Raw genomic sequence first — 22132 nt, 5'->3', positions numbered from 1 at the left:
CACTCCAGGCGCCTTAAAAAACGCCAGGCATTGCCTGGCGCTTATTAAATGCCTAGCCATTCAAAAAATTCAGCTTTTGTTATTCGGGCATTGCGAGAATACAGAATAGCGAATCGTCTTGAGTTCACCCTGGGGGTCTTCGTAGCTCATCAATCGTGAATAAATCTGGCAAGTACGAGGGTCCTGGGATTGACGTACGAATTTCTCTACATCAATCTTCATACCGTATTTATAGTCGACAATCTCTGGCATAGGCTTGTTATTTTTTTTCGCGTAGGCAGCCACGGCACTTTGGTGCTCCTGGATGTATTCCATCTGCTTCTTCTCGGAAAAAGTAGTGGCTTGCGAAGTCATAGAGCAAAAAACAAGTGCAGCTGCAACAATAAGCTTTTTCATAAGTTTCTCTCGATATCAATGTCACTGGAAGCAACCTTATCAATTCATAGGCATCACCGGCATGACGGAAAACTTACAATTTTGAAAGGTGAAATATCGACCCTATAAAAACGAAAAAGCCCACAACTGTTGTTGTGGGCTTTTGTTTATCGGCTATCAGCTTTCTGCTTCATCGCCGTCATCATCCTTGCGGTGTGCCCATTGATACAGAGCAGGCAACACCAGCAAGGTAAGTGCGGTGGAGGACAAGATACCGCCGATCACCACTGTAGCCAGCGGCCGCTGAACCTCTGCACCGGTACCGGTTGCCAGTGCCATAGGTATGAATCCCAGGGATGCAACAAGGGCAGTCATCAGCACTGGCCGTAATCGAGTCAATGCGCCTTCATCAACTGCGTGACGTAGGGTACGCCCTTCCTCACGTAGTCCGCGGATAAAGGAAATCATTACCAAACCGTTCAACACAGCTACACCGGAAAGCGCAATGAATCCGACCCCTGCCGAGATCGACAGCGGGATATCCCGCAGCCAAAGCGCGACTACGCCACCCGTGAGTGCGAATGGGATCCCGGTGAAGACCAGCATGCCATCCTTGAGGTTGTTGAACATCAAGAACAACAACGTCATGACCAACAGCAAAGCTACCGGAACAACTACCTGCAGACGTTTGGCTGCTGACTGCAGTTGCTCGAACTGACCACCCCACGTGGTCCAGTAGCCAGCGGGAATCTCCACGCCGGTTGCCAGAGCACTGCTCGCTTCTTCAACAAACGAACCCAGGTCACGCCCCCGAACGTTTGCGCTGACCACAACAACACGCTTACCGTTCTCTCGGCTTATCTGGTTCGGACCTAGCTGCAGATCCAGGCTAGCCACTTGGGACAGCGGAATGAAGCCGATTTGATTCGCCCCTTGTGCCGCATTCGGCGGCACGGGAATCAGCAAGCCGGACAACCCCGCTACATCTGTACGCAGTGTTTCAGATAGACGTACCACCATATCGAAGCGGCGATCGCCCTCATAAAGCGTGCCGGCCTGACGACCACCTACTGCGATTGCAATCGCATCTTGCACTGCGCCGATGTTCAGGCTGTAACGTGCTGCCTTCTCCCGATCAATATTGATGGTAAGTACAGGCAGGCCTGTAGTCTGCTCTACCTTCACCTCCGAAGACCCCTGGACACCCTTTAATGCAGTGGCTATCTTCGCTGCTGTTCGATTTAGAACGTCCATGTCATCGCCGAACACCTTGACGGCCACGTCACTGCGGACACCCGAAATGAGTTCGTTGAAGCGCAGTTGAATAGGTTGGGACAACTCATAGTTGCTGCCAGGCACACTTGCTGCAGCTTTCTGAACTTCAGCAATTAGCTCTTCACGCGATCGATTGGGATCTGGCCACTGGTCTTTCGGCTTCAGCATCACGTAAGCGTCTGAGATATTCGGCGGCATTGGATCGGAAGCAATTTCCGCTGTGCCGGTACGGGCAAACATTCGCTCGACCTCAGGCACCTGCTCAATGACGGCTTTTTCCAAGCGCTGCTGCATGTCTACGGACTGAGTCAAGCTAGTCCCCGGTACTCGTAAAGCCTGCAGCGCAAAATCCCCTTCACTCAGACTCGGAATGAACTCACTGCCCATTCGGCTCGCGAGCACACCACTTAGAACGACCAAGGCTAGGGCGGCGGAAAATGCGATGCTTCTATGCTTAAGCACCCACTGCAGAACGGGAGCGTAACGCTGCCGTGCAATACGCATCACCATCCCCTCTTCTTCCTTGACCTTGCCTGTGACGAACATGGCAATTGCCGCAGGAACAAAGGTTACGGAGAGAATCATCGCGCCGACAAGTGCCATCACCACGGTAAATGCCATGGGGTGGAACATTTTTCCTTCGACACCGGTGAGTGCAAAGATCGGCAAATACACAACCATGATAATCAGCTGACCGAAGATCAAGGGGCGGCGAGCTTCCCGTGCAGCTGCAAAAACCTCGTGAAAGCGCTCGGCTTTGGTGAGCATCCGCCCATGCTTGTTTTGTGCATGAGCCAGCCGCCTGATTGCGTTCTCGACAATCACTACCGCCCCATCAACAATGATGCCAAAGTCGAGTGCGCCAAGGCTCATCAAGTTGGCACTGACCTTGTTGTTGAACATGCCTGTAAACGTGAACAACATGGACAACGGGATCACCATGGCAGTGATCAGTGCCGCACGGATGTTACCGAGGAACAGGAACAAGATAACGATTACAAGAATCGCCCCTTCAATCAGGTTCCTCTTCACTGTCGATATGGCTTTTTCAACCAAATTGGTACGGTCGTAGACGGTAACGGCAACAACGCCCTTGGGTAGGGTACGGTTAATGTCAGCCAGTTTGGCTGCAACAGCTTGAGATACTGTCCGGCTGTTTTCGCCGATCAGCATGAACACCGTACCCAATACAACCTCTCGACCGTTCTCAGTAGCAGCTCCAGAGCGCAGCTCTTTCCCGATGCTGACTTCAGCGACATTGCTGACTCGAATCGGCACGCCATCGACACTGGTAATCACAATATTGGCGATATCTTCGATACTGCCTACCTGGCCGGGTGCGCGGATGAGCAACTGCTCACCGCTGCGCTCGACGTAACCGGCGCCAACGTTGGCGTTGTTGCTTTCCAACGCAGCGACCAGATCATTAAGAGTCAGCTTGTAAGTGGCCAGACGTTTCGGATCCGGAGCAATCAGGTACTGCTTGGCATAGCCACCAATGGTGTTGATCTCGGCCACACCCCGGACGTTGCGCAATTGTGGCTTGATTATCCAATCCTGGATCACGCGCAAATCAGTTGGTGTATAGGCCGTACCATCCTCTTTGACAGCGCCTTTCTCAGTCTCGACAGTCCACAGGAAGATCTCGCCGAGACCCGTTGATACAGGCCCCATCACTGCGTCTACGCCATCCGGCAACTGCTCCTTCGCTACCTGCAGTCGCTCGTTGACCTGTTGCCTAGCGAAGAAGATGTCGGTGCCGTCTTCAAAAATGACGGTGACCTGAGATAGTCCAGAGCGAGAAAGGGAACGAGTCTGCTGAAGGCCCGGCAAGCCAGCCATTGCCGTTTCAACTGGAAAGGTAATTCGCTGTTCGGTTTCCAACGGAGAGTAACCAGGAGCAGCAGTGTTGACCTGAACCTGTACGTTGGTAATATCTGGTACTGCATCAATAGGCAGCTTTTGATAGCTGTAGACACCGATACCGGCCATGATCAGCACGGCTATCATTACAACGATGCGCTGCTCAATGGCGAATCTTATGAGACGTTCAAACATGTGGAATGATCCTGTCAGTTCGCATCAGTGACTGTGCTCGGCACTAGCCTTGCCGAGCTCGGACTTGAGCGTGAAGCTGCCACTGGCTGCCACTTGGGCGCCGGATTGGAGGCCTTCGGTTATTTCCACATAGCCACCTGCACGGCGACCAAGCGTTACCGTGCGAGTGTCAAATCCCTCAGTGGTCCTGACGAATACCGCAGGCTTTTCCTCAACGGTCTGCACTGCGGATTCTGGAACGGCTACGGCCACCCGATCAGTCTGTGAAGTGACCGCGATGCTTACGAAAAGGCCTGGTCGCCAGGCTCCATTAGGATTGGTCAGCGTGACGCGAACGGTCGCTGCACGGTTCTGCTCACCCAGGAGGCTGCCTACATAACCAACCTTGCCGTCCACCTCAGCCTTCATGTCAGGCGAAGAAACCTTTACCGCACGGCCTGTCACAACCTTCCCCAAATCGCCCGGAGGAACTGCGAAGGTTGCCCACACCTGATTGAGGTCTGAAAGAATGAAAGCGTTGGTTGCCTCGCTGACAACCTCACCGACGGTCAGGTGCTTCTCCACGACAACTGCGTCGAAGGGCGCGCGAAGCTCGTAGCGGTTACCGCCGGCAGAATTGACCGATGCCCCGATAGCTCCGACCTTTTGCTTAGCATTGGCCAAGGATATATCTGCCTCTTGCAACCCTTGACGAGCCTGGAGGTAATCCTGTTCGGCGGAGATTTTGTCCTGCCACAACTGTTTCTCGCGGTCAAAGGTCAAACGTGCCAGTTCTACACGTCGTTGAGCGGCTTGTTGCTCACTGCGTAGATCGGAGATCTGTTGACTCGCAATCACCGCAAGGACTTGCCCCTTCTTAACCGACTCTCCGAGGTTGGCCTGAACGCTTTCTACAACGCCAGGTACGCGAGGCACGACATGCGCTGTATGGTCCTCGTCAAACCGTATCTCGCCAGGAAAAGTCACGACAGTGCTAAGTTCACGGGGAGCCGCAGCTTCGAGGACGACACCGGCAGCCTTGATCTGCTCAGCGCTAAGCGTCATCTTGCCTTCTTCCTCCTCTCCCTTTTCGCTGTCGCTGTGGCCCTCCTCACCGTGGCCATCATCCCCCCCCTCTTCAGCGGGTGCTGCGGCAATCTTCTTATGCTCATGGCCGTCCTCAGCGCCGTGTTCGGCATTACTGGCTGGCGGCTGCTCAGAACTAGAGTTCCAGGCGAAGCTGCCAAATCCAAGGGCTGCCACAGCGGCTACCGCCAGTGCGATCTTACGTTTGTTGTCCATTGTTACTCCTGCTGATCGTAGGTAGCGGCTTATTCAAAGACGCGTACCGAGGAAAATGTCTAGGCGTTCAGCGAAAACTGGCATTCGATCCGACGTCGCCATAAACCCTTTCCACCTGCGCACGCGCATTGGTTGCAGCCGCCAACGAGTCGAGGTACTGGCCACGAGCGACTATCAAGGTGCGCTGCGCATCCAGCACTTCGATGAAGCCGAATTTGCCCATCTCAAATCCACGCGTTGCGGTATCCACGGCCAGTTGAGCTGAAGGCAGAATCGTCTTGTCGTAAGACTCGACCTCTTGCATGGCGGTAGCCCACTGGTTAACTGCGGTTTGGGTTTCGGAGCGTAGCCTTAGCTCTACAGCGTTTCGTTGGTCTCGGGCCTGATCTGCGCGGCGAGAAGCGGAAAGAATGTTGCCCTGATTACGATCAAAGAGCGGCAAAGGCATCGACAGCCCCACGAGGTTGACCCGCTCGCGAACAGACCGGTCATATTGGCTACCCACACTCACAGTGAGATTCGGGATACGTTGGGCCTTTTCCGACCCGAGTGAGGCATCGCTCTTGTCTATTTGAGCAAGCGCCTGTCGCATCTCTGCAGTTTGATCAAGCTTCGCCAATAATTCTGCGGCCTGCGGCGGAATGCCGGGAGATAGGTTTGGCGAGTCCAGACGATCAAATGCAGTAGCCGAGCTGCCTATTACCTGGGCCAATTGCTGGTAAGCCGTTGACTTCGCTGTTTCAGCGCGCCTTACCTGTAACTTGGCTTCAGCCAACTGCACCTGGGCGCGCGTAGCCTCCACCGGTGAGGACTTACCGGCGCGCACCCGACCATCGACTATGCGCAGACCGCGTTCGGTGAGCTCCAAAGATTGTTTTGCCAGGTTCAAGCCTGTCTGAGCCCTTAAGGCGGCGTAGAAAAACTGGACAACATCCGCACGAAGACTATTGACTCGTCGGTCCAGCTCTAGCTGCGCGACGGTTTGACCGTAGGTGGCAACTTCGATACGAGCACTTCGTTTGCCACCCAACTCTAAAGGCTGACTAAGGGTGACTGTGGTCGTGCTTGTATTACGACGGGTGTCTTCCACGTCATACGAAATTTCAGGATTAGGGATGAGTCCCGCTTGCTTGCGAACTCCTTCCGAGATGCCGATTTCCTGACGCGCAGCTGCAAGATCGGGGTTAGCATCCATTGCAGTGGAAAGCGCTTCGGCCAGGCTAATACTCTGAGCAAATGCGGCTGGCACGATCGCTCCTGAAAGGAGCGTACAGAATGCAATGGCTCTCAAGGGAAAGACAAAGACAGAGGTTTTAGATAAAACGTTGTGATTATACCAGGGCACTTTATGGTCCTCGTGCACAAACTTTGATAAAGCTTGGCGAGAACGTATTTACAGCCGCCAAGCTCCACTGGATCAGGTGATGGCACTCTAATCAGCGATCGCTATCAGTGGGGTGGCTGTAAAATTACAATTTCGTTAGAAAGTACGTTCGACATTAAAATTTCCCGCCCAGTTGCGCGCGGGACAAGCTATTGAGTAAATCAGTCCGCAGCTACAAAACGTCCTTAAATACGACAGATAACAATTAGATTGCCAAATTGTAATTTTTCTATCACCAATCCGTTATCTTTGATCTGCAACTATCATGTCAGGTCCTACGCAGGTGCCCGGCCGGGCCACAAAAAAAATATAGCCGTGTCGGTAAATCAAAATAAAAGCTGCCGTAATCAAAGGGGCATCAAATGAAAATTAAAGTACCGTTGTGTGTGTTGGCAGCTTCTGCTTTTTCCATAAGCTATACAGCTATAGCAAACGCGGAAGATAAGTCATCAGAAGGTTTTATTGACGGTAGCAGCCTCACTGTTTTAAACCGAAACTTCTATTTCAATCGTGATAATCGCAGCTCTTCTGCGCCAACGTTCAATAGCGGCAAGGGAAACACCAACGGATATTCTGAAGCTTGGGCGCATGCGATAATTTCTAAATTCAACTCGGGCTTCACCCAAGGCACCGTCGGCTTTGGTTTAGATGCCTTCGCTATGATCGGCCTCAAGCTCGATACAGGCGATGGCCGTAACGGCGGCCGAAGCTCCTTCGATGTGTTGCCAGTTGATGGAAAGGGCCAGGCCCGTGATGAATACACGAAGGTTGGGGGGGCTGCCAAAGTCCGCCTGTTCGATACCGTAGTGAAATTGGGTGATGTCTTCCCAGCGACACCAGTCGTTGCATCAGGAGACGCACGTCTACTGCCAGAAAGCTTCCGCGGTGTAACGGTTGAAAACACCAGCATGCAAGGCCTCACCCTGCAGGGTGGCAGACTACACGCGATGAGCCAACCAGTATCCAGCGACCTGAACGATAACTTCGTGACCTTCTATGGCGGCCCAGTCAACTCGCCTTGGATCGGTTACGGTGGCGGCGATTACAAGGTCAACGACAGTGTTACTGTAAGTCTCTATGCCAGCCAGCTAAAAGATGTATGGAATCAATACTACGCCGGGACAAGCGTCTCCTACCCGCTTAGCAATGATTTGACCCTGATCAGCGGCTTTAATTACTATAAAGCTGTTGACGAAGGCAAGAAGCGTTTGGGTGAGTTCGATAATAATATCTGGAGCGCCAAGCTCGGCGTCAGGTATGGTGCACACACCCTCGCACTGTCGCATCAGCGTAACAATGGCGATGACGATTTCGACTATTTACGTCAATCAGACTCGATATTCGTCGACAACTCAATTCAGTACAGCGATTTCAACTCGCCAAAAGAACGCTCTTGGATGCTGCGCTACGACCTAAACATGACCGACTACGGTATTCCAGGCCTTTCGTTCATGACTCGCTATGCCAAAGGCTCTGGCGCGGACTACTCTAATGCCAATCAGTTTTACATGCGTACCGATGACAATGGCAATCCGCTCACCAATCAAAAACGTTGGGAGCGTGACATTGAGGTTAAATACGTAGTGCAAACAGGAGCTGCCAAAGACCTTTCTTTGAGATTGCGCCAAGCAAATACACGAGCAACTGCTTTCGAATCGGATTTGGATGAAGTGCGCCTGATCGTTGAATACCCACTTTCGGTACTATAAGCTATTGCGTTGCTCTGCTACTCCTCCAGCCGAAACTTCTGAAAAGCAAATCGCTAGTTCAACGAATTCACCTTGAGTTGCTTAAATGCTCCTTTGGTAAAAGGTGAATATTTTACGCCCTTCGGGGCGTTTTTTTTTACTAAAATTCCAATACCTGTTCAAGGATGTGCATGGCATCCCGATGGAGTTCATGGCTGCACCAGTGGCCCACGTCCTCAACGTGAGAGTCGACCCCATCATCTGAACGGAACAGAGCGACCACGACAAATAGAACAACCCAATATTTCATAAGGTAAATTCACCTAATGGGGGAGGGTCCGCAATTGACAAACCCAGATGGCGACACATTAAACTGCGAGGTTATCAAGCGTATTGCTTAACAATTACAAGTCCGTTATTTAAGCCACGGACAGTTAGTTTTGATTTACCATTCCCCCCAATGATGACTGCGCACTTGCGTGGTTAAAACTGCTGAGTAATATCGAGACAAAATCCAATGCGAATTCTGGTAATTGAGGATGAAGTAAAAACTGCTGAATATGTACGCCAGGGCCTCACTGAGTGCGGATATGTAGTGGATTGCGTACATACCGGCTCTGACGGGCTATTTCTGGCCAAGCAGCACATGTACGAACTCATTATTCTAGATATCAATCTTCCAGAGATGGATGGCTGGCAAGTTCTAGAACTATTACGACGGAAAGATTGCTCTTCGCGTATTATGATGCTCACTGCCCGCAGCCGACTAATCGATAAAGTCAGAGGTTTGGAGAATGGAGCTGATGACTACCTAATTAAACCCTTCGAATTCCCCGAATTGCTTGCTCGAGTTCGCGCATTGATGCGTAGGTCGGATAGTGCTGCATCTGTAGAAATCATTCGCGTAGCTGACCTTGAGTTGGATCAAAGCCGCCACAGAGCGTTCAGAGATGGTCAGCGTATAGACTTAACAACAAAGGAGTTTGCTCTGCTGCACTATCTAATGCGGAATACGGGCATTGTTCTGAGCCGCACACAAATCATATCCCAAGTGTGGGATATGAATTTTGACTGCGACACTAATGTCGTTGAGGTTTCCATAAGAAGACTTAGAGCCAAGATGGACGACCCTTTTGAGAGTAAGTTAATTCACACACTTAGAGGCGTGGGATATGTTCTAGAAAAACGCTAGATTTACATTATTAAAAATAATGAACGTGCGAATAATATTTGATGCCTTCAAATAATGCCCCGTTCAAAATCTTTGGTAGCAATATAAAGCGCTCAAATTCAGACTATTAAAAGTGTTCGTTCAGGAGGGTGTTTTTAGCAGAGCAGTCAGGAAAGCCTTAAATTTTAATATGTCGCCAAATTCATGCTCCCAAGTGGCGCTCCGCAGATTTACTACTTTGAGATTGACATCATCGAAATGGCGCCGCCATAGGGCAATTACTTGTCGAATACTGCAGAGAAAATCTTACTGCCGCCTTGTTGTTGGTCTTGTAAAGACCTGTAAGCCTTCAGCCACTTCCCGGCCTCCCGCTCAGCTCTTGTTCTCTCGAACAGCATCTGGGCGTGAGACTCAAGTGCTAACTCAAAGCGCTTCTTAAGATCAATGTTTTCTTGTTTTATCTCTTCAATTTTTTTGGCAGCCTCACCACGTTGAGGCAATTTTCTTTTTCCATTTTTTAAAACTATATCCCTCACTTAATAATATTTAGTATTTGATCGAGCTATGAGGGATCGAGACCTACCAGTCTCGTCGTCTACGGCGGACAACGTGAATTCTACCTTGGCTTTGCGCTGCATTTCTAAATTTTTATGATTACGGGGCACGTTGTTTACCAGCCTCTCAAAAGCCTTGCTTATAATATCAAACTCGTCAATAGAGCGTTTTCGAAAATTAGTCATTGATATTAAATTGCCGCCTATTCCGACTAATTACCCAAAGACAAAATCCTTATAGTTTTTCGCCTGTTCAGCCTGTTTACGGATAACAGCGAATGAAGATTCACTCTTAGGCATATCCGAAGTCAAGAAATTCGAATATTCTGAATATCGATATTTCCAGAATGATAAATGGCTTCTGTTAATAATAAAACATTGACATCCTAAACATACGCTAAGCTGCTGAGCTTTATAATTAGGTGCTCTACCTATCGGGGGCCTTCTTCCGCATACCCGATGTCACTGCATCTGCGAATCATCTAGAGGAAGACCAGTGGCGTGCGGTGCGAACCAGATAACCAATCCTTTTTCAAACAAAAAAGTGTCTAACATCAGCCCATCCTTGGGCCTTATTTTGACCCTTTTGCTATCGTGGATACCACATAAAGCGTTAACCAAAGTAGGAGAAAATCCTCTTCTAACAACAAACTTTGACTGGCGGGAGGAGGCCGCCATAACAACCACTGTCGAGTCCGCGACTAGACAATAGGCGCGTCCAGGAAAGTAAAATCCAACCTAATCTGTTGCCGCTGACCGAAAACTGACCCATTGGGTCAGTTTTCAATCGGCGCCAACATACGACAATTTCGCGGGCATCCGACAGAGCTTCGGCGGCACGTTTGAAATCTGACATCAGAAAGCTCCTCGGTAAGGAGCCACGAGACTTAAGCGAACTTGGGTCTGATCGTCGACTTGCGCCTCAGGTAGAGGGGAGCGTACATCTGGTGACTGGCTGATTTGGGAGCCGGCACTGATATCCTAGGGCGGTGATTTTCCAAGCGCTTTTTCGAGAACCACACCTGTGATGTCTTTTTTTTGCGAAGGTCCAGCTCTCCCATTTTGTAAACACCGCGAGAGGTGCGATATACAACAGCACTTTCTTGAGTTGCTATGCCTTGGAAGCAAATAATTTGGTCCAGGTCCTCCAAACTCCATCTGCCGGAACGGGTCAGGGCTGGTGGGCACAGCATCTGCACGTGACTGATGACAACGTCAGGAGCAGCATTCATATAGTACTGAAGTTCATACGCACAGCTGACCATCGCAGCGCGATCACTCATCTCTGTCTGGGCTGAGGTAATGGTGATAAGAAATCCCACCCCCTCTAGTTCACAGTGTGTCCTAGTGAAAACTTTACGTTCTGCAGGGTCAAGTATGTATATCAATTGCCAACCCATTCCCGATTCAGTCCGTGCCGCTCGTACACTCACAGTGGAAAAATATTCGGTATCGCAGGACTCATCTCGACTGCGTTGTGAGTGTTTGAGGATTTGTAGAACGTTCCTGGAAGGATGAGGATTCCAAGCTTACGCGCTATATATGCATTTTATACCCCCACGATGTGATGCGTCAAAGCATGGCTTTATTCTCTCTTTTGTGAGTACACGGAAGAGAGATGGATTATTTGGAGGCTTTGGGGCAGGTCATAAGGGAAGTCCGGGTTGCTGCTGGGCTCAGTCGAGAGGGCTGTGCACAAGTCCTAAATCGAGATCATCTTGCCAAGGTCGAACAAGGACGCCTGGCCATTTCTGTTCTCAAACTCTATTCTTTATGCGAATGCCTAGGCATCTCCCTCAGCCTTGTGCTTATGGCTGTGGAGGCGCGCATGGTTGGTATCGACCTTGAAGCCTATCGGCATCAGCAAGAACGTGATTTAAACCGACTTGTCGGAGCTGGCCTGCTGAGTAGTGTTATCAATCATGGTGCGAGCCGCGGGGTACGTGGAAAGCGGGCAGAAGATAATCGTTTGGCCATCCAGACTTTGCAAACCGAAGGATTAGCAAAAATGGAGATCGTTCGTAGACTGGGTGTCAGTCGCGCCACAGTCGACCGTTATTGGCTGAAGCGATAAGCGACCAAACACTCCCGAGGGGGTTGTAATTTTAAAAATATTCCAAACATTCCCATTACGCTGGAGCTTAGTTTGCATAAGCTCCAAACGCTTACTAAACGGTCAATCACGTTCGAAGGCTCTGACCTATTTCATCCTTCAGTACCAGTGGCTTCAGAAAGCTCGCTCAAAGCGCCCACATTGTTTTTGAAAGCTGCTGCAAACACTGAGCGATTTTTAGCCATGTAGATGCTCACATCCTCTGCGTGTTTCTCAGATAGCCCCGGTACATGCTTCATCAGTGTGTCCGTCAGCAGCTCCGCCAGCTCAAGCATTTGATCATGCGCATCAGCGAGTTTGCGATCCACAAAAGTAGTCTCCAGGTCTCGGGTACTGCGATAAAGAGTCTCAACTGCCATTTTGGCCTCGTCGTCTGTCTGTCCAGCGTGTATGAGAAAGCATTTGTTCAAATCAAATGCTGGCCGATGAATCTTGCGAACTGTTGCGCTAAAGCCCTACGAGCTAACTAGGCAGGGTGGCAAAAGCGAAAACTAGGCAGGATAATTGGTTTCGAAGGACAATATTTCTCCATCTGGATACTTAAGCTGCTGATACTACGACAGTTTTAGATGCAGCTACCCCGACCAATGGCCTATCTAGGCAGTCCGCTAGTCCGCAAAACAATGTACAAACGCTCCAGATCTCGGCTGCTGCGGTATACCACTTCGACGGCCATTTACCACCTCATATGCCTTCACGATAAGTTATCTTGCGATTACTGTATTTATATACAGCGAAAAGCATAAGCCAATCGCCGGGCTTTGAATAGCGACTTTTTTACTCTAGTGCACGTGACGTGTCTAATAGCGGCTGGCCACCTTCTCACTGGCGATGGGTGGCCTTTTTTCTGCATGCAGAAAGCGTCACGTTCATCGCGGATGATCCGTTTTAATCGATTCAAGGAGCTGCATCGTGAGAGTAAACAAGGCTGAGAAGCTACGTCGCCGGGTACATGAACTGGCCGAATCGATGGGCAATCTGTTCGTTGAAACCTTCCACTACCTGGCGTTGTTCGCCATAGGTGCCGTCACGGCCTGGGCGGCGGTGATGGAATTTCTGCAGATGGTGGAGAAGGGCAACATCTCCATCGATGACATCTTGCTGCTGTTTATCTACCTCGAACTGGGCGCGATGGTCGGGATTTATTTCAAGACCAACCACATGCCCGTGCGTTTCCTGATTTACGTGGCGATCACGGCATTGACCCGCTTGCTGATTTCCAATGTGTCGCACCACAATCCGCCGGACATGGGTGTGGTCTATCTGACGGGGGCGATTCTGCTGTTGGCGTTTGCGATTCTGGTAGTGCGGTATGCGTCGTCGCAGTTTCCGTCTGTGAAAATCGAGAACCCGCACCGCAAGACCGGCGCCGGTTCTGGCGAACACCCTGAAGTGGAGAAGGGCGAGTTGTAATCCCGCACTTTGTGGACAGAAAAGGGGCGAGCTTACCGACGTAAGCCTGCCCCTTTTTAGTGCGCAGGATTATTTCATCGACCATTTCACCGTGAACATGACGTTGCGAGGGTCGCCAAAGATGTTGGCCCCGGCCGGGTTGCTGATGCTCTGGTAGTAACGTTTGTCGAAGACGTTGTTCATGTTGGCCTGCAATTTAACGTTGTCGCTCAGGCGGTAGTAGGTCATGAGGTCTGCAATGCTGTACCCGCCTTGTTTGACGTCGAAGCGTGTGTAGGTGCTGCTTTGGGTGCGGAAGGCACCACCTACGGTCCACTTTTCCAGGTCGCCGGGCAGTTGATAGCTGGTTGAGACCTTGAACAGGTTGTACGGGCTGTCACTGTCGAAACGATCGCCTTTTTGCGCTGTGCCGCTGGGTTGCATGTATTCGGCGGCGGCATAGGTATAGCCTGCTGAGGCCTGCCAGCCTTGGGCCAACTCTCCCGAAAGCTCCATTTCAAGCCCGCGTGTACGAACTTCGCCACTGGCTTCATAACAGCCGTTGAGGTCGGCGCAGGGCACCGATTGCGGCAGGTTTTCCTGGTTTAACTGGAACAACGCGAAGCTGGCGTTCAATGCGCCCTCGAAATACTGCGCCTTGATCCCGGCTTCGTAGTTGGTCCCGGTGACGGGCGGGAGCAGGCTCTGTGAGACGTTTTTATATTCCTGCGGCTGAAAGATGCGGGTCCAACTGGCGTACACCGAGTAGGTGTCGTTGAGGTCGAAAATCAGCCCGGCATAGGGCGTGACTTCACGGGTAGCCTTGTAATCGGCGCCGAAGCCATAAAGGCCGACTGCGGTATTTTGCTGATATTCGTACCAGTCAAGGCGCGACCCAAGGATCAGTTTAAGGTCGTCGCGCAGGTTGAAGCGCAACGCAGCGTAGGTGCTGGATTGATCGACCTTGCCTTTGCGTGACCAGTCGTAGGTGATCTGCGGTTTTGGTACGTCCTGGTAATGGAAGTTGAGCGGGTCGACCACGTAGTTGTAGTCGTCGCCGGGGCCGCCGCCAGGGCCGTCGTCGGTGTCTTCTCTGCGGTAGCTGGCGCCAATCACCAGTTCGTGTGTGGCCCCAAACAGGCTGAATGGGCCGCTGGCATAGCCGTCGATGCTTTTTTGCGTGTGCTCATAACTGTAGCGACCGACGTTGAGTTGCAAGTTGTCGGTGTTGTCCAAGCGGTAGAAACTGCTGCCGAGCATTTCCAGATTGCTCTTGAGCCACGTGGTGTTGACCTTGAGTTTCCAATCGTTGTCGAAACGATGCTCGATCTCTGCAAACACGCTTTTGTTCGCTTTGTCCCAATAGGTCCAGTCGGGGCTGAAACGCGCTGAGCGATGCAGGGGTAAAAAGCTGCCACTGATATGCGTTGGCAAGCCGTTCCAGTCAGCGCCGGGGTTGTCTTCGCGATTGTAGTAACCACCCAGCGTCAGCGTGGTGGCGTCTGACAGGTCGAATTCGGTGATGCCGTAGAGCAATTGGCGTTTGCTGCTGTAGGCATCAATAAAGCTGTCTTTGTCTTGATAGGCCGCGACCACACGGCCGCGAATGCTGCCGGATTCATTGAGCTTGCCGCTGGCGTCAATCTCGCTCCGGTAGTTGTCCCAGGTGCCCGCACCTACGGTAAACGAGACTTGTGGTGCAACGGTCGGGCGTTTGCGTACCAGGTTCAGGGTGCCGGATGGGTTCCCTGAACCGACCATCAGGCCTGATGCGCCGCGCACCACCTCTACCCGGTCAAACATGGCGAGTGTGGCGGTGCCCAAGGTGTCGCTGTCATAACCGATGGGCAGGCCATCAATCATGATGTTGTCGATAGCTGAGCCGCGTGAGTAGAACTCGGGGCGCTCGCCGCCAGTTTTGCGTAAGGTCAGGCCGGGGGTGTAGTTAGAAATATCCTCCAATGTCTGCATGTTCTGATCGTCCATGCGTTGGCGAGTGACCACGGTGACAGATTGCGGAGTTTCACGGGCCGAGGTTTGAAACTTGGTGGCACTGCTCATGGTGCCGGTGGTGTAGGAACCGGTGTTTTCAGTGGTCTCGCCCAAGCCTTGAGCGAGGACGCTGGTGGCGCCCAATTGCAGGATGCCGCTCGCGGGCATTTTTTCCAGGGTGAGGGTGCCGTTAGGCGTCACCCGCAATTGCAGGCTGCTGCCCGCCAACGCCTGATACACCGCGGCTTCGGCACTCAATTCTCCACGCACCGCAGCGCTGGTTTTGCCTCGGACCAAGGCGGGGTCTGCGACGACGCCGCGGCCACTTTGGCGAGCGATCTGGCGCAGTGTTTGCTCCAGAGCACCGGGAGCAATGTCGTAGTGCTGCACAGATTCAGCGGCAGTGGACGTGACGGCAAACAGCGCTGTGCTACTGGCGCAAAACGTCAGTGCAACGGCCATGGCCAGGTTCGTGGGCCGCAGGAATATCGGACGCATGGTGAAGGAGTTCCTCGCTGAAATGGATGGGCATTTCCTGGTATGTCCAGCGAGATGAAAAATGTCCTCACTCGGTCTGCTGTTTTTGTCGATTTATTTACGGCACATCAATCAGCGTGACGGGGCCGAAGCGGGAAACGCTGATCGGCAGCACTTGCGCCAGTGATTGCAGGGCCCGGTCACTGTGATCGAGCGGGAATACGCCGAACACCCGCAGTCGGGCCGCCGCTGTCGAGACCCTGATCAGGCCGTAGCGATAAGGGCGCAAGGCTTCGATCACTGCGCCCAGCGATTCATCTTCGACTTCCAGCAGGCCGTTGACCCAGGCATCAAGACGCGACGAGTCATCGGGCAGCGGAAAAAGGGCCGTGTCTGAGAAGCGCAGCGCGTGGCCATCGGTAATCACGACATGCTGGCCACTCAATGTGCGTACTTGCACGCTGTGTTGCTGCACGCCAACCAGGCTGAATTGATCCGTTTGCCGCACGCTAAAGCGGGTGCCCAGTGCGCGGACGCTACCTTGGTCAGTCCACACCTCGAGTGGGCGACTCGGGTCGGCGGCCACTTGGATACTCAATTCGCCGTGTTTGAGGCGCACACGGCGCAGGTCCGTACTGAAATTAATGTCGACCGTGGTGCGGGCGTTCAATGTCAACTGACTGCCATCACTGAGGGTGATGTGTTTGCGTTCGCCGGTGCCGGTGGAGACATCGCTGAACAAACTGTCGAGTGGCATGCGCCGCTGAAGCACGAGAGTACTGCTTAAGCCGAGTAACAGCATCAGTGCCGAGCCATTGCGCAATAGTCTGCGGCGCTCTAGGGAAATGCCCGATGAACGCAGAACGCGTGTGGCAGCGCCTGCACTTCCCGGCGCTTCACGCTCAGCTTGAGCCACTTGGTTGAAGGGTGAAGACAAAGCATGGTTGAGTGATTCCCATGCTTGCCGATGGCCGGGATCAGCGCCAAGCCAGCGCTCAAACGCGCTCTTATCGCTGGGTTGGGCATTGCCGGAATCGAGGAAGACCATCCAGTCGATGGCTTCTTTTACCGTTGAGGGCAGCCCGGTGTGAGCCCGGTCGGTCAACGCTCCAGCCCCATCTGCACCACGTAACATTGCGTCAGCGCGCGTTTTATCCAGCGTTCAACACTGGCGGCGGAGGTCTTGAGTTGCACGGCTATTTGCTGGTGGGTCAAACCTTCCAGACGATTAAGCAAGAACGCATGTCGCACCCTGATCGGCAAGCCGTCGAGCATGGCGTCTATCGCTTCAAGCGCTTCTCGCAGCAACGCAAACTCTTCTTCTGACGGCGTGACGTTGTCAGGCAAGCTGGCGAGTGCATCGAGGTAGGCGCGCTCCAGTTCGTTACGGCGCCAGAAGGTATACAGCACGCGTTTGGCGATCAGGCACAAGAATGCACGAGGCTCGTTGATCTGCTCCACTTGGTTGGATTTCAAGGTCCGCAGAAACGTATCGTGGGTCAGGTCAGCGGCATCGGCCTGACAGTCCAGGCGTCTGCGTAACCAACTCTGAAGCCAGTGATGGTTTTCGGCATACAGAAGATGGAAGGGGTCCTGCAAGGGACCGCGCAGATCTGACATGCGACTAATACACTAATGGTAATTGTTCGCATTCTTGTCTTTTGTGGTCTTTTTTGCAATAGCCGCTCGATGGGCTAATCGCGGCCCACAAAAAAGGGCGGGCTTACCGAAGTAAGTCCGCCCCTTTTTAGTGTGCCTTGGGCGCTGAATCAGCTATTGAGTGCAGCCTGTTCTTTTTCCAGAAACTCTTCTTCGAGCAAGGCGTCGGCACTGGTTTTGTGCTCCTTCTCTCCGAACCCCTCAACGGGCAGTTTAGCGGTGTGTTTGCCACGCAGCTTGCCGAACAAATGCTCCAGAGCGTGCTCCAGTTTGGTCGCAGCGCCTTCAACGGCGAGTGTCAGTTCATTAGCGTCGTTGGATACCAGAATCGGTTGGTGACCTTTTGGACGAGCCTCCATTTTGCAGCGTTTGTCTTTTGGACCGGACTTGCCGCCATTCTCATCGGTGACATGCACGATGACTCGAGTCAGGTCTAACAAGTAACGCTCGAGCGTAACTTCAACTGTAGCTGTCACCCAATTCTGGGTGCGTGCGTCAACAGCGATGTTTTTATCGGAAAAGACTTCAGTTTGCATAATGCTTCCCTTATCTAGCGTGCTCGTGTGAGTTCTGACGGCCTCGCGACTCAAAGGTTCATCGTCAGCGCTCACCTACAGTGTTTGAGCCGATGAGCAAATATTTCAAGCACTATTTTCAGGAAAAATCATCCGCCCTGATCGGCGTCAGTCTTTGGCAAGGACAAAAGCCCGCGTGTGCGGGCCATGGCCGAGTTATATCAAAATGCAACAGAGGTCTGGACATACAAGGTGCGAGGCTCGCCCACGTATTTACCCTTGTTGTTGTCGTCAAACGAGCGGGTGTAGTACTCGTGGTTGAGGATGTTTTTGACCCCGACAGCGACGTTCAAGTCAGACAATTGATGGCCAAAATCGTAGCCAACGCGGGTGTTGAACAGCATGTAGCCGGGGATCAGGCCGGTGCTGCCGTCAGCGCTTTCGGCGCGGGTGTTGGCGTTGTCAGCGAACTGGTTGCTCTGGAAGGTGCTGTCCAGATTGGCCTTCCATGGGCCTTGAGTGTAAGCAACGCCAAGGCTGCCTTTGTTTTTCGAGGAGAACGGCACACGATTGCCTTTGTTCGGCCCATCTTCGCGGATGGTCGCGTCAACATAGGCGTAGGTGGCGTATACGTCGAAACCGGCCAGAACCGGGCTCAAACCTTCCAGCGCATAGTTGACGCTGGCTTCAATGCCTTGATGGCGGGTTTTGCCCCGGGCGATCACGGTGTCGGTGGTCTGGTTGCTGTCGTATTGATTGTTAAAGTTGATCAAAAATGCGCCGATCTCCGCGCGCAGGTTGCCATTGTCGTAACGCGTGCCGAGTTCCCAGGTGCGGGCTTTTTCAGGTTTTACTTCGCCACCGGTGACCCGGTTAGGCATCTGGCTGTATTGCACGCTGCCGAACGAGCCTTCGGTGTTGGCGTAAATATTCCAGCTGTCAGTGACGTGGTACATCACGTTGAGTGCTGGCAACGGCGTGTTGTAGTCGCCTTTGTATTTCACGTGGGTCAGCAGGTTGGTTTGCTGCTGTTCGATCATTTCGTAGCGAATGCCGGGGGTGAATGTCCACTTGCCGATGTCAATTTTGTCGTCGATGAAGAAGGCATGTGCTTCAGTGGCGCCACGGGTGTCACGGTCGTTGCGGCTGCTGGTGGTTGGCAGTTGGTTGTCCGCGATTGGCGTACGGTAGCGCAACTCGTGCCCGGCTTCGTTGATGTAGCGATACCCCACGCCCACTTCGTGCACGCTGTTGCCCAAGTCGAAGCCTTGGGCCAGACGCGTTTCAACGCCGCGTACCCAGTATTCGCGCGGTGACAGCGAGAGGAAGGTGCCCTGATCCAGGTAACCGCTACGCAGGGTTTTGGTGAAGAAACTGTTTACCGTGAACTCGCGACGGTCTTCCTGGTAGCGATAACCAAAATTGACCAACGTACGGCGACCCCAGAACTTGTCGTTCGGGCGGGTCGATTGATACGGGTCGGCCTTGTAGGCCGCTGTGCTCAGGCCTCCGGGCATTTGGGCTTCGCCATCGTAGTACTGGGCCATGGCGTTAAAACTGTTGGCCTCGTCGAGTTGATAGTTGCCCTTGAGGATCAGGTCATCGATGCGCGTGTCGCTGTGCTCGCGCCAGTCGCTACCGCGGGTGCCGGAGTACAGCAGAGCGCCACCCAGGCCATTGTCGGCGGTGCCGCCAGCCAGCAGGTTGGCGGTTTTCTTGAAGCCATCTTGCGTTGAAGACGGGCTGGTTTCGGTTTGTACGCCCAGTTTGACTGTCGGTTCAACGGGAATCGCACGAGTCACAAAGTTGACGATGCCGCCCACGTTTTGCGGGCCATAACGCACCGCACCACCGCCGCGCACCACATCCACCGCGTCCATGTTGCCCATGCTCACCGGGGCAAAAGACAGCTGAGGCTGACCATACGGGGCGAACGGCACCGGGATGCCGTCCATCAACACCGTCGAACGCGTGGCCAGACGCGGGTTGAGTCCGCGTATGCCGAAGTTGAGGGCCATGTCATGGCTGCCGGTGCCATTGTTCTCCGGCGCGTTGACTCCGGGGATGCGGTTGAGCACCTCGCGGGCAGACGTAGCGCCCTGGCGTTCGAACTCTTCGCGGCGGATCACGTCACGTGCGCCCGGGTGTTCGAACACATTGATTTGCTCGGCATCGCCCAGCCAGTCACCGACCACACTGGAGGCGCCCAACTCGATACTTTGCGGGGCGTCGGCGGCGGGTGCCGGTTGCAGGCTGAATGCTCCTTCACCTTCCGCGCGGGCTTGCAGGCCGGTGCCTTCGAGCAACGTTTGCAGGCCTTGCTCGGGGTTGAAGTGACCTTCCAGGCCGTGGCTTTGAATGCCACTGGCAGCAGCCGAGCTGAACGAAATCAGCACGCCGGCTTCACGTCCGAACTGATTCAGCGCGTTCTCCAGTGAAGAGGGCGCGATGTGATAGCTCTTGGTATCCGTCTGGGCGACGGCGTTGAAACTTAAACTGGCACCCAGTAACAAACTGGCCAAAGACGTGAGACGGAACGGCTGAGCGGGCATGAAAAGGTCCTGAGAAGGGAGAGAATCGAAGTGGCTTACCTTCTCTGTCACGCCAGATTTGAAAACAGCTCACGTTCTCTGAAATAAACACAATCTTTGTAGGAGCGAGCTTGCCTCGCGATCTTTTAAAAGATCAAAAGATCGCGAGGCAAGCTCGCTCCTACAGGGGGTTACGCCCGCGCTTCTACTGTCACCCAGTACCGGGTGAAGCGTTTGATTCGCACCGGCAAGCTGACTTCAAGCATGTTTAGAATTCGCTCGCTGTCGTTCACTGGGTACGTGCCGGAGATCAGCAGCTCAGCGACTGTCGGGTCGCAATTGAGCTGGCCACGGCGATAGCGTCCCAGCTCGGCCAGAAAATCATCAAGGCGCATGTGTGCGGCCACCAGCATGCCGTCAGTCCAGGCACTGCTATTGGCGTCCAGCGCATGCGCAGGGTTCCAGGCCAGGCGATTGAAGCTCAATTGTTGATGGGCCTGCACCCACAGCGGGCTCCCGGTATGGGTCGCGGGTGTGAGCGCGACTCGGCCATCAAACACCGCCAGTTCTGTGCGGTTGTTAAATTGGCGCACGTTCAAGCGCGCGCCCTGCGGCTGCAACATACCGTCTGCGGTGAGCACCTGCATGGGGCGGGTATCTTGCGCAGCGGTCAGGTGCATCTCGCCTTCGAGCAAGCGAATGACCCGCTGCTGGGCGTCAAACGTCACATCAACCGAGCTTGCGGTGTTGAGCTGGATTTGGCTGCCATCCTGCAACTGCACTTTACGTCGCTGGCCCATCGGGCTGCTGTAATCGGCCAACAACGGGGTGATCGGCAGTTGATCGCGCAGGCCGTAAGTCAGTGCAGAGCCCGCACCCAACAACAGCAGCACCTTGAGGGCGTGACGCCGGCTGCTGCTTTTCGGCGCGTTCAGTGCGGCATGGGCCAAAGGCGATGACAAACCGCGCAAGCGCTGATTAACCCGCTGAATGTGCTCCCACGCTCGCTGGTGTTCGCTGTGGGCCTGTAGCCAATGCTCCCACGCTTGCTGACGACGCGGGCTGAGCGCGCCGTCCTGCATTTCGACCAACCAGCTCACGGCTTGCTCGGCAACGCCCGGCGCAATATCTGGCGGGTTATTAAACGCGCCGTTCACAGGGCGAAGTAGCAGCGCAGGGCTGCCTTGTTCAAATGGCGTTTGACCGTGGCAATCGAAATGCCCAATTGTGCGCCGATTTCGGCGTAGCTCAGGCCATCGACCTGTGCCAGCAAAAAGGCCCGCTTGACCGGGGAGGGCAGGCCGTCGAGCAATTGGTCCAGCTCCATCAGGGTTTGCAGGATGATGGCCTTGTCTTCTTCGGACGGCACCAGCGGCTCGGGCAGATCAGCCAGTGCCTGCACGTACGCACGTTCCAGATCCTGGCGCCGATAGTGGTTAAACAGCACGCGTTTGGCGACGACGGTCAAGAACGCCCTGGGCTCGGCAATGGTGGGCGTCTCGCGGCCGGTCAACAGTCGCATGAAGGTGTCTTGAGCCAGATCGGCAGCACTCTGCGGGCAGCCCAGCTTGCTCCGCAACCAGCCCGTGAGCCAGCTGTGATGGTCTAGATACAGAACCTCGACGGTGTTTGGCTGCGGCAACGACCACTCCAGCTGCGTTGAGAAC

At 53.5% G+C, this 22132-nt stretch carries 19 protein-coding genes; 4 read left to right on the top strand and 15 right to left on the bottom strand.

From position 1 onward, the window contains the following. Window positions 1-69: 69 nt before the first annotated feature. The 4 genes from RHM56_RS18065 to RHM56_RS18050 form a co-directional block, all read right to left on the bottom strand. The gene (locus RHM56_RS18065) at window positions 70-396 is read right to left on the bottom strand and encodes a DUF2790 domain-containing protein (RefSeq protein WP_017736204.1); all 327 of its coding nucleotides are present in this window, start codon (window positions 394-396) and stop codon (window positions 70-72) included. Between the two features lie 156 nt (window positions 397-552). After that, complete coding sequence (locus tag RHM56_RS18060) at window positions 553-3708, bottom strand: CusA/CzcA family heavy metal efflux RND transporter (protein ID WP_153326455.1); 3156 nt, start codon at window positions 3706-3708, stop codon at window positions 553-555. A 24-nt stretch (window positions 3709-3732) separates the two neighbouring features. Further along, entirely contained in the window at window positions 3733-4989 is a 1257-nt protein-coding gene (locus RHM56_RS18055; protein ID WP_090409085.1) for an efflux RND transporter periplasmic adaptor subunit, read from the bottom strand. Between the two features lie 67 nt (window positions 4990-5056). Next, on the bottom strand, window positions 5057-6334 hold the full coding sequence (locus tag RHM56_RS18050) for a TolC family protein (RefSeq protein WP_090409082.1): 1278 nt from the start codon (window positions 6332-6334) through the stop codon (window positions 5057-5059). Window positions 6335-6735: 401 nt separating this feature from the next. Here RHM56_RS18050 and RHM56_RS18045 point away from each other — a divergent pair, with 401 nt between their 5' ends. After that, on the top strand, window positions 6736-8082 hold the full coding sequence (locus RHM56_RS18045; RefSeq protein WP_026136728.1) for an OprD family porin: 1347 nt from the start codon (window positions 6736-6738) through the stop codon (window positions 8080-8082). A 139-nt stretch (window positions 8083-8221) separates the two neighbouring features. Here the strand turns inward: RHM56_RS18045 and RHM56_RS18040 are convergent, their stop codons facing one another. Continuing rightward, window positions 8222-8371, bottom strand: a complete 150-nt coding sequence (locus tag RHM56_RS18040) for a hypothetical protein (protein ID WP_322234655.1) — start codon at window positions 8369-8371, stop codon at window positions 8222-8224. A gap of 207 nt (window positions 8372-8578) precedes the next feature. Between RHM56_RS18040 and RHM56_RS18035 the strand changes: the two genes are divergently transcribed. Continuing rightward, window positions 8579-9253 (top strand): heavy metal response regulator transcription factor, encoded by a 675-nt coding sequence (locus RHM56_RS18035; protein WP_017736199.1) that lies wholly within the window; start codon window positions 8579-8581, stop codon window positions 9251-9253. 257 nt (window positions 9254-9510) lie between these two features. Here RHM56_RS18035 and RHM56_RS18030 read toward each other — a convergent pair whose 3' ends face one another. Together RHM56_RS18030 and RHM56_RS18025 are read right to left on the bottom strand one after the other, a co-directional pair. Beyond that, on the bottom strand, window positions 9511-9732 hold the full coding sequence (locus RHM56_RS18030) for a hypothetical protein (RefSeq protein WP_153326457.1): 222 nt from the start codon (window positions 9730-9732) through the stop codon (window positions 9511-9513). Window positions 9733-10673: 941 nt separating this feature from the next. Further along, window positions 10674-11069 carry a hypothetical protein gene (locus RHM56_RS18025; RefSeq protein ID WP_233099368.1) on the bottom strand — a complete coding sequence of 132 codons (396 nt, stop codon included), beginning with the start codon at window positions 11067-11069 and terminating at the stop codon, window positions 10674-10676. Between the two features lie 335 nt (window positions 11070-11404). On the opposite strand from RHM56_RS18025, the gene RHM56_RS18020 reads away from it, so the two are divergent. Beyond that, on the top strand, window positions 11405-11860 hold the full coding sequence (locus RHM56_RS18020; RefSeq protein WP_017736196.1) for a helix-turn-helix domain-containing protein: 456 nt from the start codon (window positions 11405-11407) through the stop codon (window positions 11858-11860). A 131-nt stretch (window positions 11861-11991) separates the two neighbouring features. On the opposite strand, the gene RHM56_RS18015 is transcribed toward RHM56_RS18020, so the two are convergent. After that, entirely contained in the window at window positions 11992-12258 is a 267-nt protein-coding gene (locus RHM56_RS18015) for a YebG family protein (RefSeq protein WP_026136726.1), read from the bottom strand. A gap of 553 nt (window positions 12259-12811) precedes the next feature. Here RHM56_RS18015 and RHM56_RS18010 point away from each other — a divergent pair. Then, a complete protein-coding gene (locus RHM56_RS18010; protein WP_019410844.1) occupies window positions 12812-13312 on the top strand; it encodes a phosphate-starvation-inducible protein PsiE in 501 nt (166 codons plus the stop codon). A 69-nt stretch (window positions 13313-13381) separates the two neighbouring features. On the opposite strand, the gene RHM56_RS18005 is transcribed toward RHM56_RS18010, so the two are convergent. The 7 genes from RHM56_RS18005 to RHM56_RS17975 form a co-directional block, all read right to left on the bottom strand. After that, on the bottom strand, window positions 13382-15781 hold the full coding sequence (locus RHM56_RS18005) for a TonB-dependent siderophore receptor (RefSeq protein WP_322234647.1): 2400 nt from the start codon (window positions 15779-15781) through the stop codon (window positions 13382-13384). 97 nt (window positions 15782-15878) lie between these two features. After that, a complete protein-coding gene (locus RHM56_RS18000) occupies window positions 15879-16865 on the bottom strand; it encodes a FecR family protein (RefSeq protein ID WP_322234645.1) in 987 nt (328 codons plus the stop codon). Then, a complete protein-coding gene (locus RHM56_RS17995) occupies window positions 16862-17380 on the bottom strand; it encodes a sigma-70 family RNA polymerase sigma factor (RefSeq protein WP_322234643.1) in 519 nt (172 codons plus the stop codon). Before RHM56_RS17995 ends, RHM56_RS18000 begins: the two co-directional genes overlap by 4 nt. 149 nt (window positions 17381-17529) lie before the next feature. Continuing rightward, window positions 17530-17955, bottom strand: coding sequence for an HPF/RaiA family ribosome-associated protein (locus tag RHM56_RS17990; protein ID WP_322234641.1), 426 nt, complete (start codon window positions 17953-17955; stop codon window positions 17530-17532). A gap of 200 nt (window positions 17956-18155) precedes the next feature. Continuing rightward, entirely contained in the window at window positions 18156-20486 is a 2331-nt protein-coding gene (gene fecA / locus RHM56_RS17985; RefSeq protein WP_322234639.1) for a TonB-dependent Fe(3+) dicitrate receptor FecA, read from the bottom strand. Window positions 20487-20656: 170 nt separating this feature from the next. Continuing rightward, a complete protein-coding gene (locus RHM56_RS17980) occupies window positions 20657-21622 on the bottom strand; it encodes a FecR family protein (protein WP_322234637.1) in 966 nt (321 codons plus the stop codon). Further along, window positions 21619-22107, bottom strand: coding sequence for a sigma-70 family RNA polymerase sigma factor (locus RHM56_RS17975; protein ID WP_322234635.1), 489 nt, complete (start codon window positions 22105-22107; stop codon window positions 21619-21621). Before RHM56_RS17975 ends, RHM56_RS17980 begins: the two co-directional genes overlap by 4 nt. Window positions 22108-22132: the final 25 nt, after the last annotated feature.

Source organism: Pseudomonas sp. CCC3.1 (assembly GCF_034347405.1).
GTDB lineage: Bacteria > Pseudomonadota > Gammaproteobacteria > Pseudomonadales > Pseudomonadaceae > Aquipseudomonas.
The sequence above is the reverse complement of the archived record's forward strand: the minus strand, read 5'-3'. Positions and strand labels throughout refer to the sequence as shown.

Excerpts from the sequence above, each read along its gene's own strand:
- RHM56_RS18045 (WP_026136728.1), top strand. The coding sequence starts at position 6,736 with ATGAAAATTAAAGTACCGTTGTGTGTGTTGGCAGCTTCTGCTTTTTCC.
- RHM56_RS17995 (WP_322234643.1), bottom strand. The coding sequence starts at position 17,380 with ATGTCAGATCTGCGCGGTCCCTTGCAGGACCCCTTCCATCTTCTGTAT.
- RHM56_RS18005 (WP_322234647.1), bottom strand. The coding sequence starts at position 15,781 with ATGCGTCCGATATTCCTGCGGCCCACGAACCTGGCCATGGCCGTTGCA.
- RHM56_RS18020 (WP_017736196.1), top strand. The coding sequence starts at position 11,405 with ATGGATTATTTGGAGGCTTTGGGGCAGGTCATAAGGGAAGTCCGGGTT.
- RHM56_RS18035 (WP_017736199.1), top strand. The coding sequence starts at position 8,579 with ATGCGAATTCTGGTAATTGAGGATGAAGTAAAAACTGCTGAATATGTA.
- RHM56_RS18065 (WP_017736204.1), bottom strand. The coding sequence starts at position 396 with ATGAAAAAGCTTATTGTTGCAGCTGCACTTGTTTTTTGCTCTATGACT.
- RHM56_RS18060 (WP_153326455.1), bottom strand. The coding sequence starts at position 3,708 with ATGTTTGAACGTCTCATAAGATTCGCCATTGAGCAGCGCATCGTTGTA.
- RHM56_RS18025 (WP_233099368.1), bottom strand. The coding sequence starts at position 11,069 with ATGAGTGATCGCGCTGCGATGGTCAGCTGTGCGTATGAACTTCAGTAC.
- RHM56_RS17990 (WP_322234641.1), bottom strand. The coding sequence starts at position 17,955 with ATGCAAACTGAAGTCTTTTCCGATAAAAACATCGCTGTTGACGCACGC.
- RHM56_RS18055 (WP_090409085.1), bottom strand. The coding sequence starts at position 4,989 with ATGGACAACAAACGTAAGATCGCACTGGCGGTAGCCGCTGTGGCAGCC.
- RHM56_RS18015 (WP_026136726.1), bottom strand. The coding sequence starts at position 12,258 with ATGGCAGTTGAGACTCTTTATCGCAGTACCCGAGACCTGGAGACTACT.
- fecA (WP_322234639.1), bottom strand. The coding sequence starts at position 20,486 with ATGCCCGCTCAGCCGTTCCGTCTCACGTCTTTGGCCAGTTTGTTACTG.
- RHM56_RS18040 (WP_322234655.1), bottom strand. The coding sequence starts at position 8,371 with ATGAAATATTGGGTTGTTCTATTTGTCGTGGTCGCTCTGTTCCGTTCA.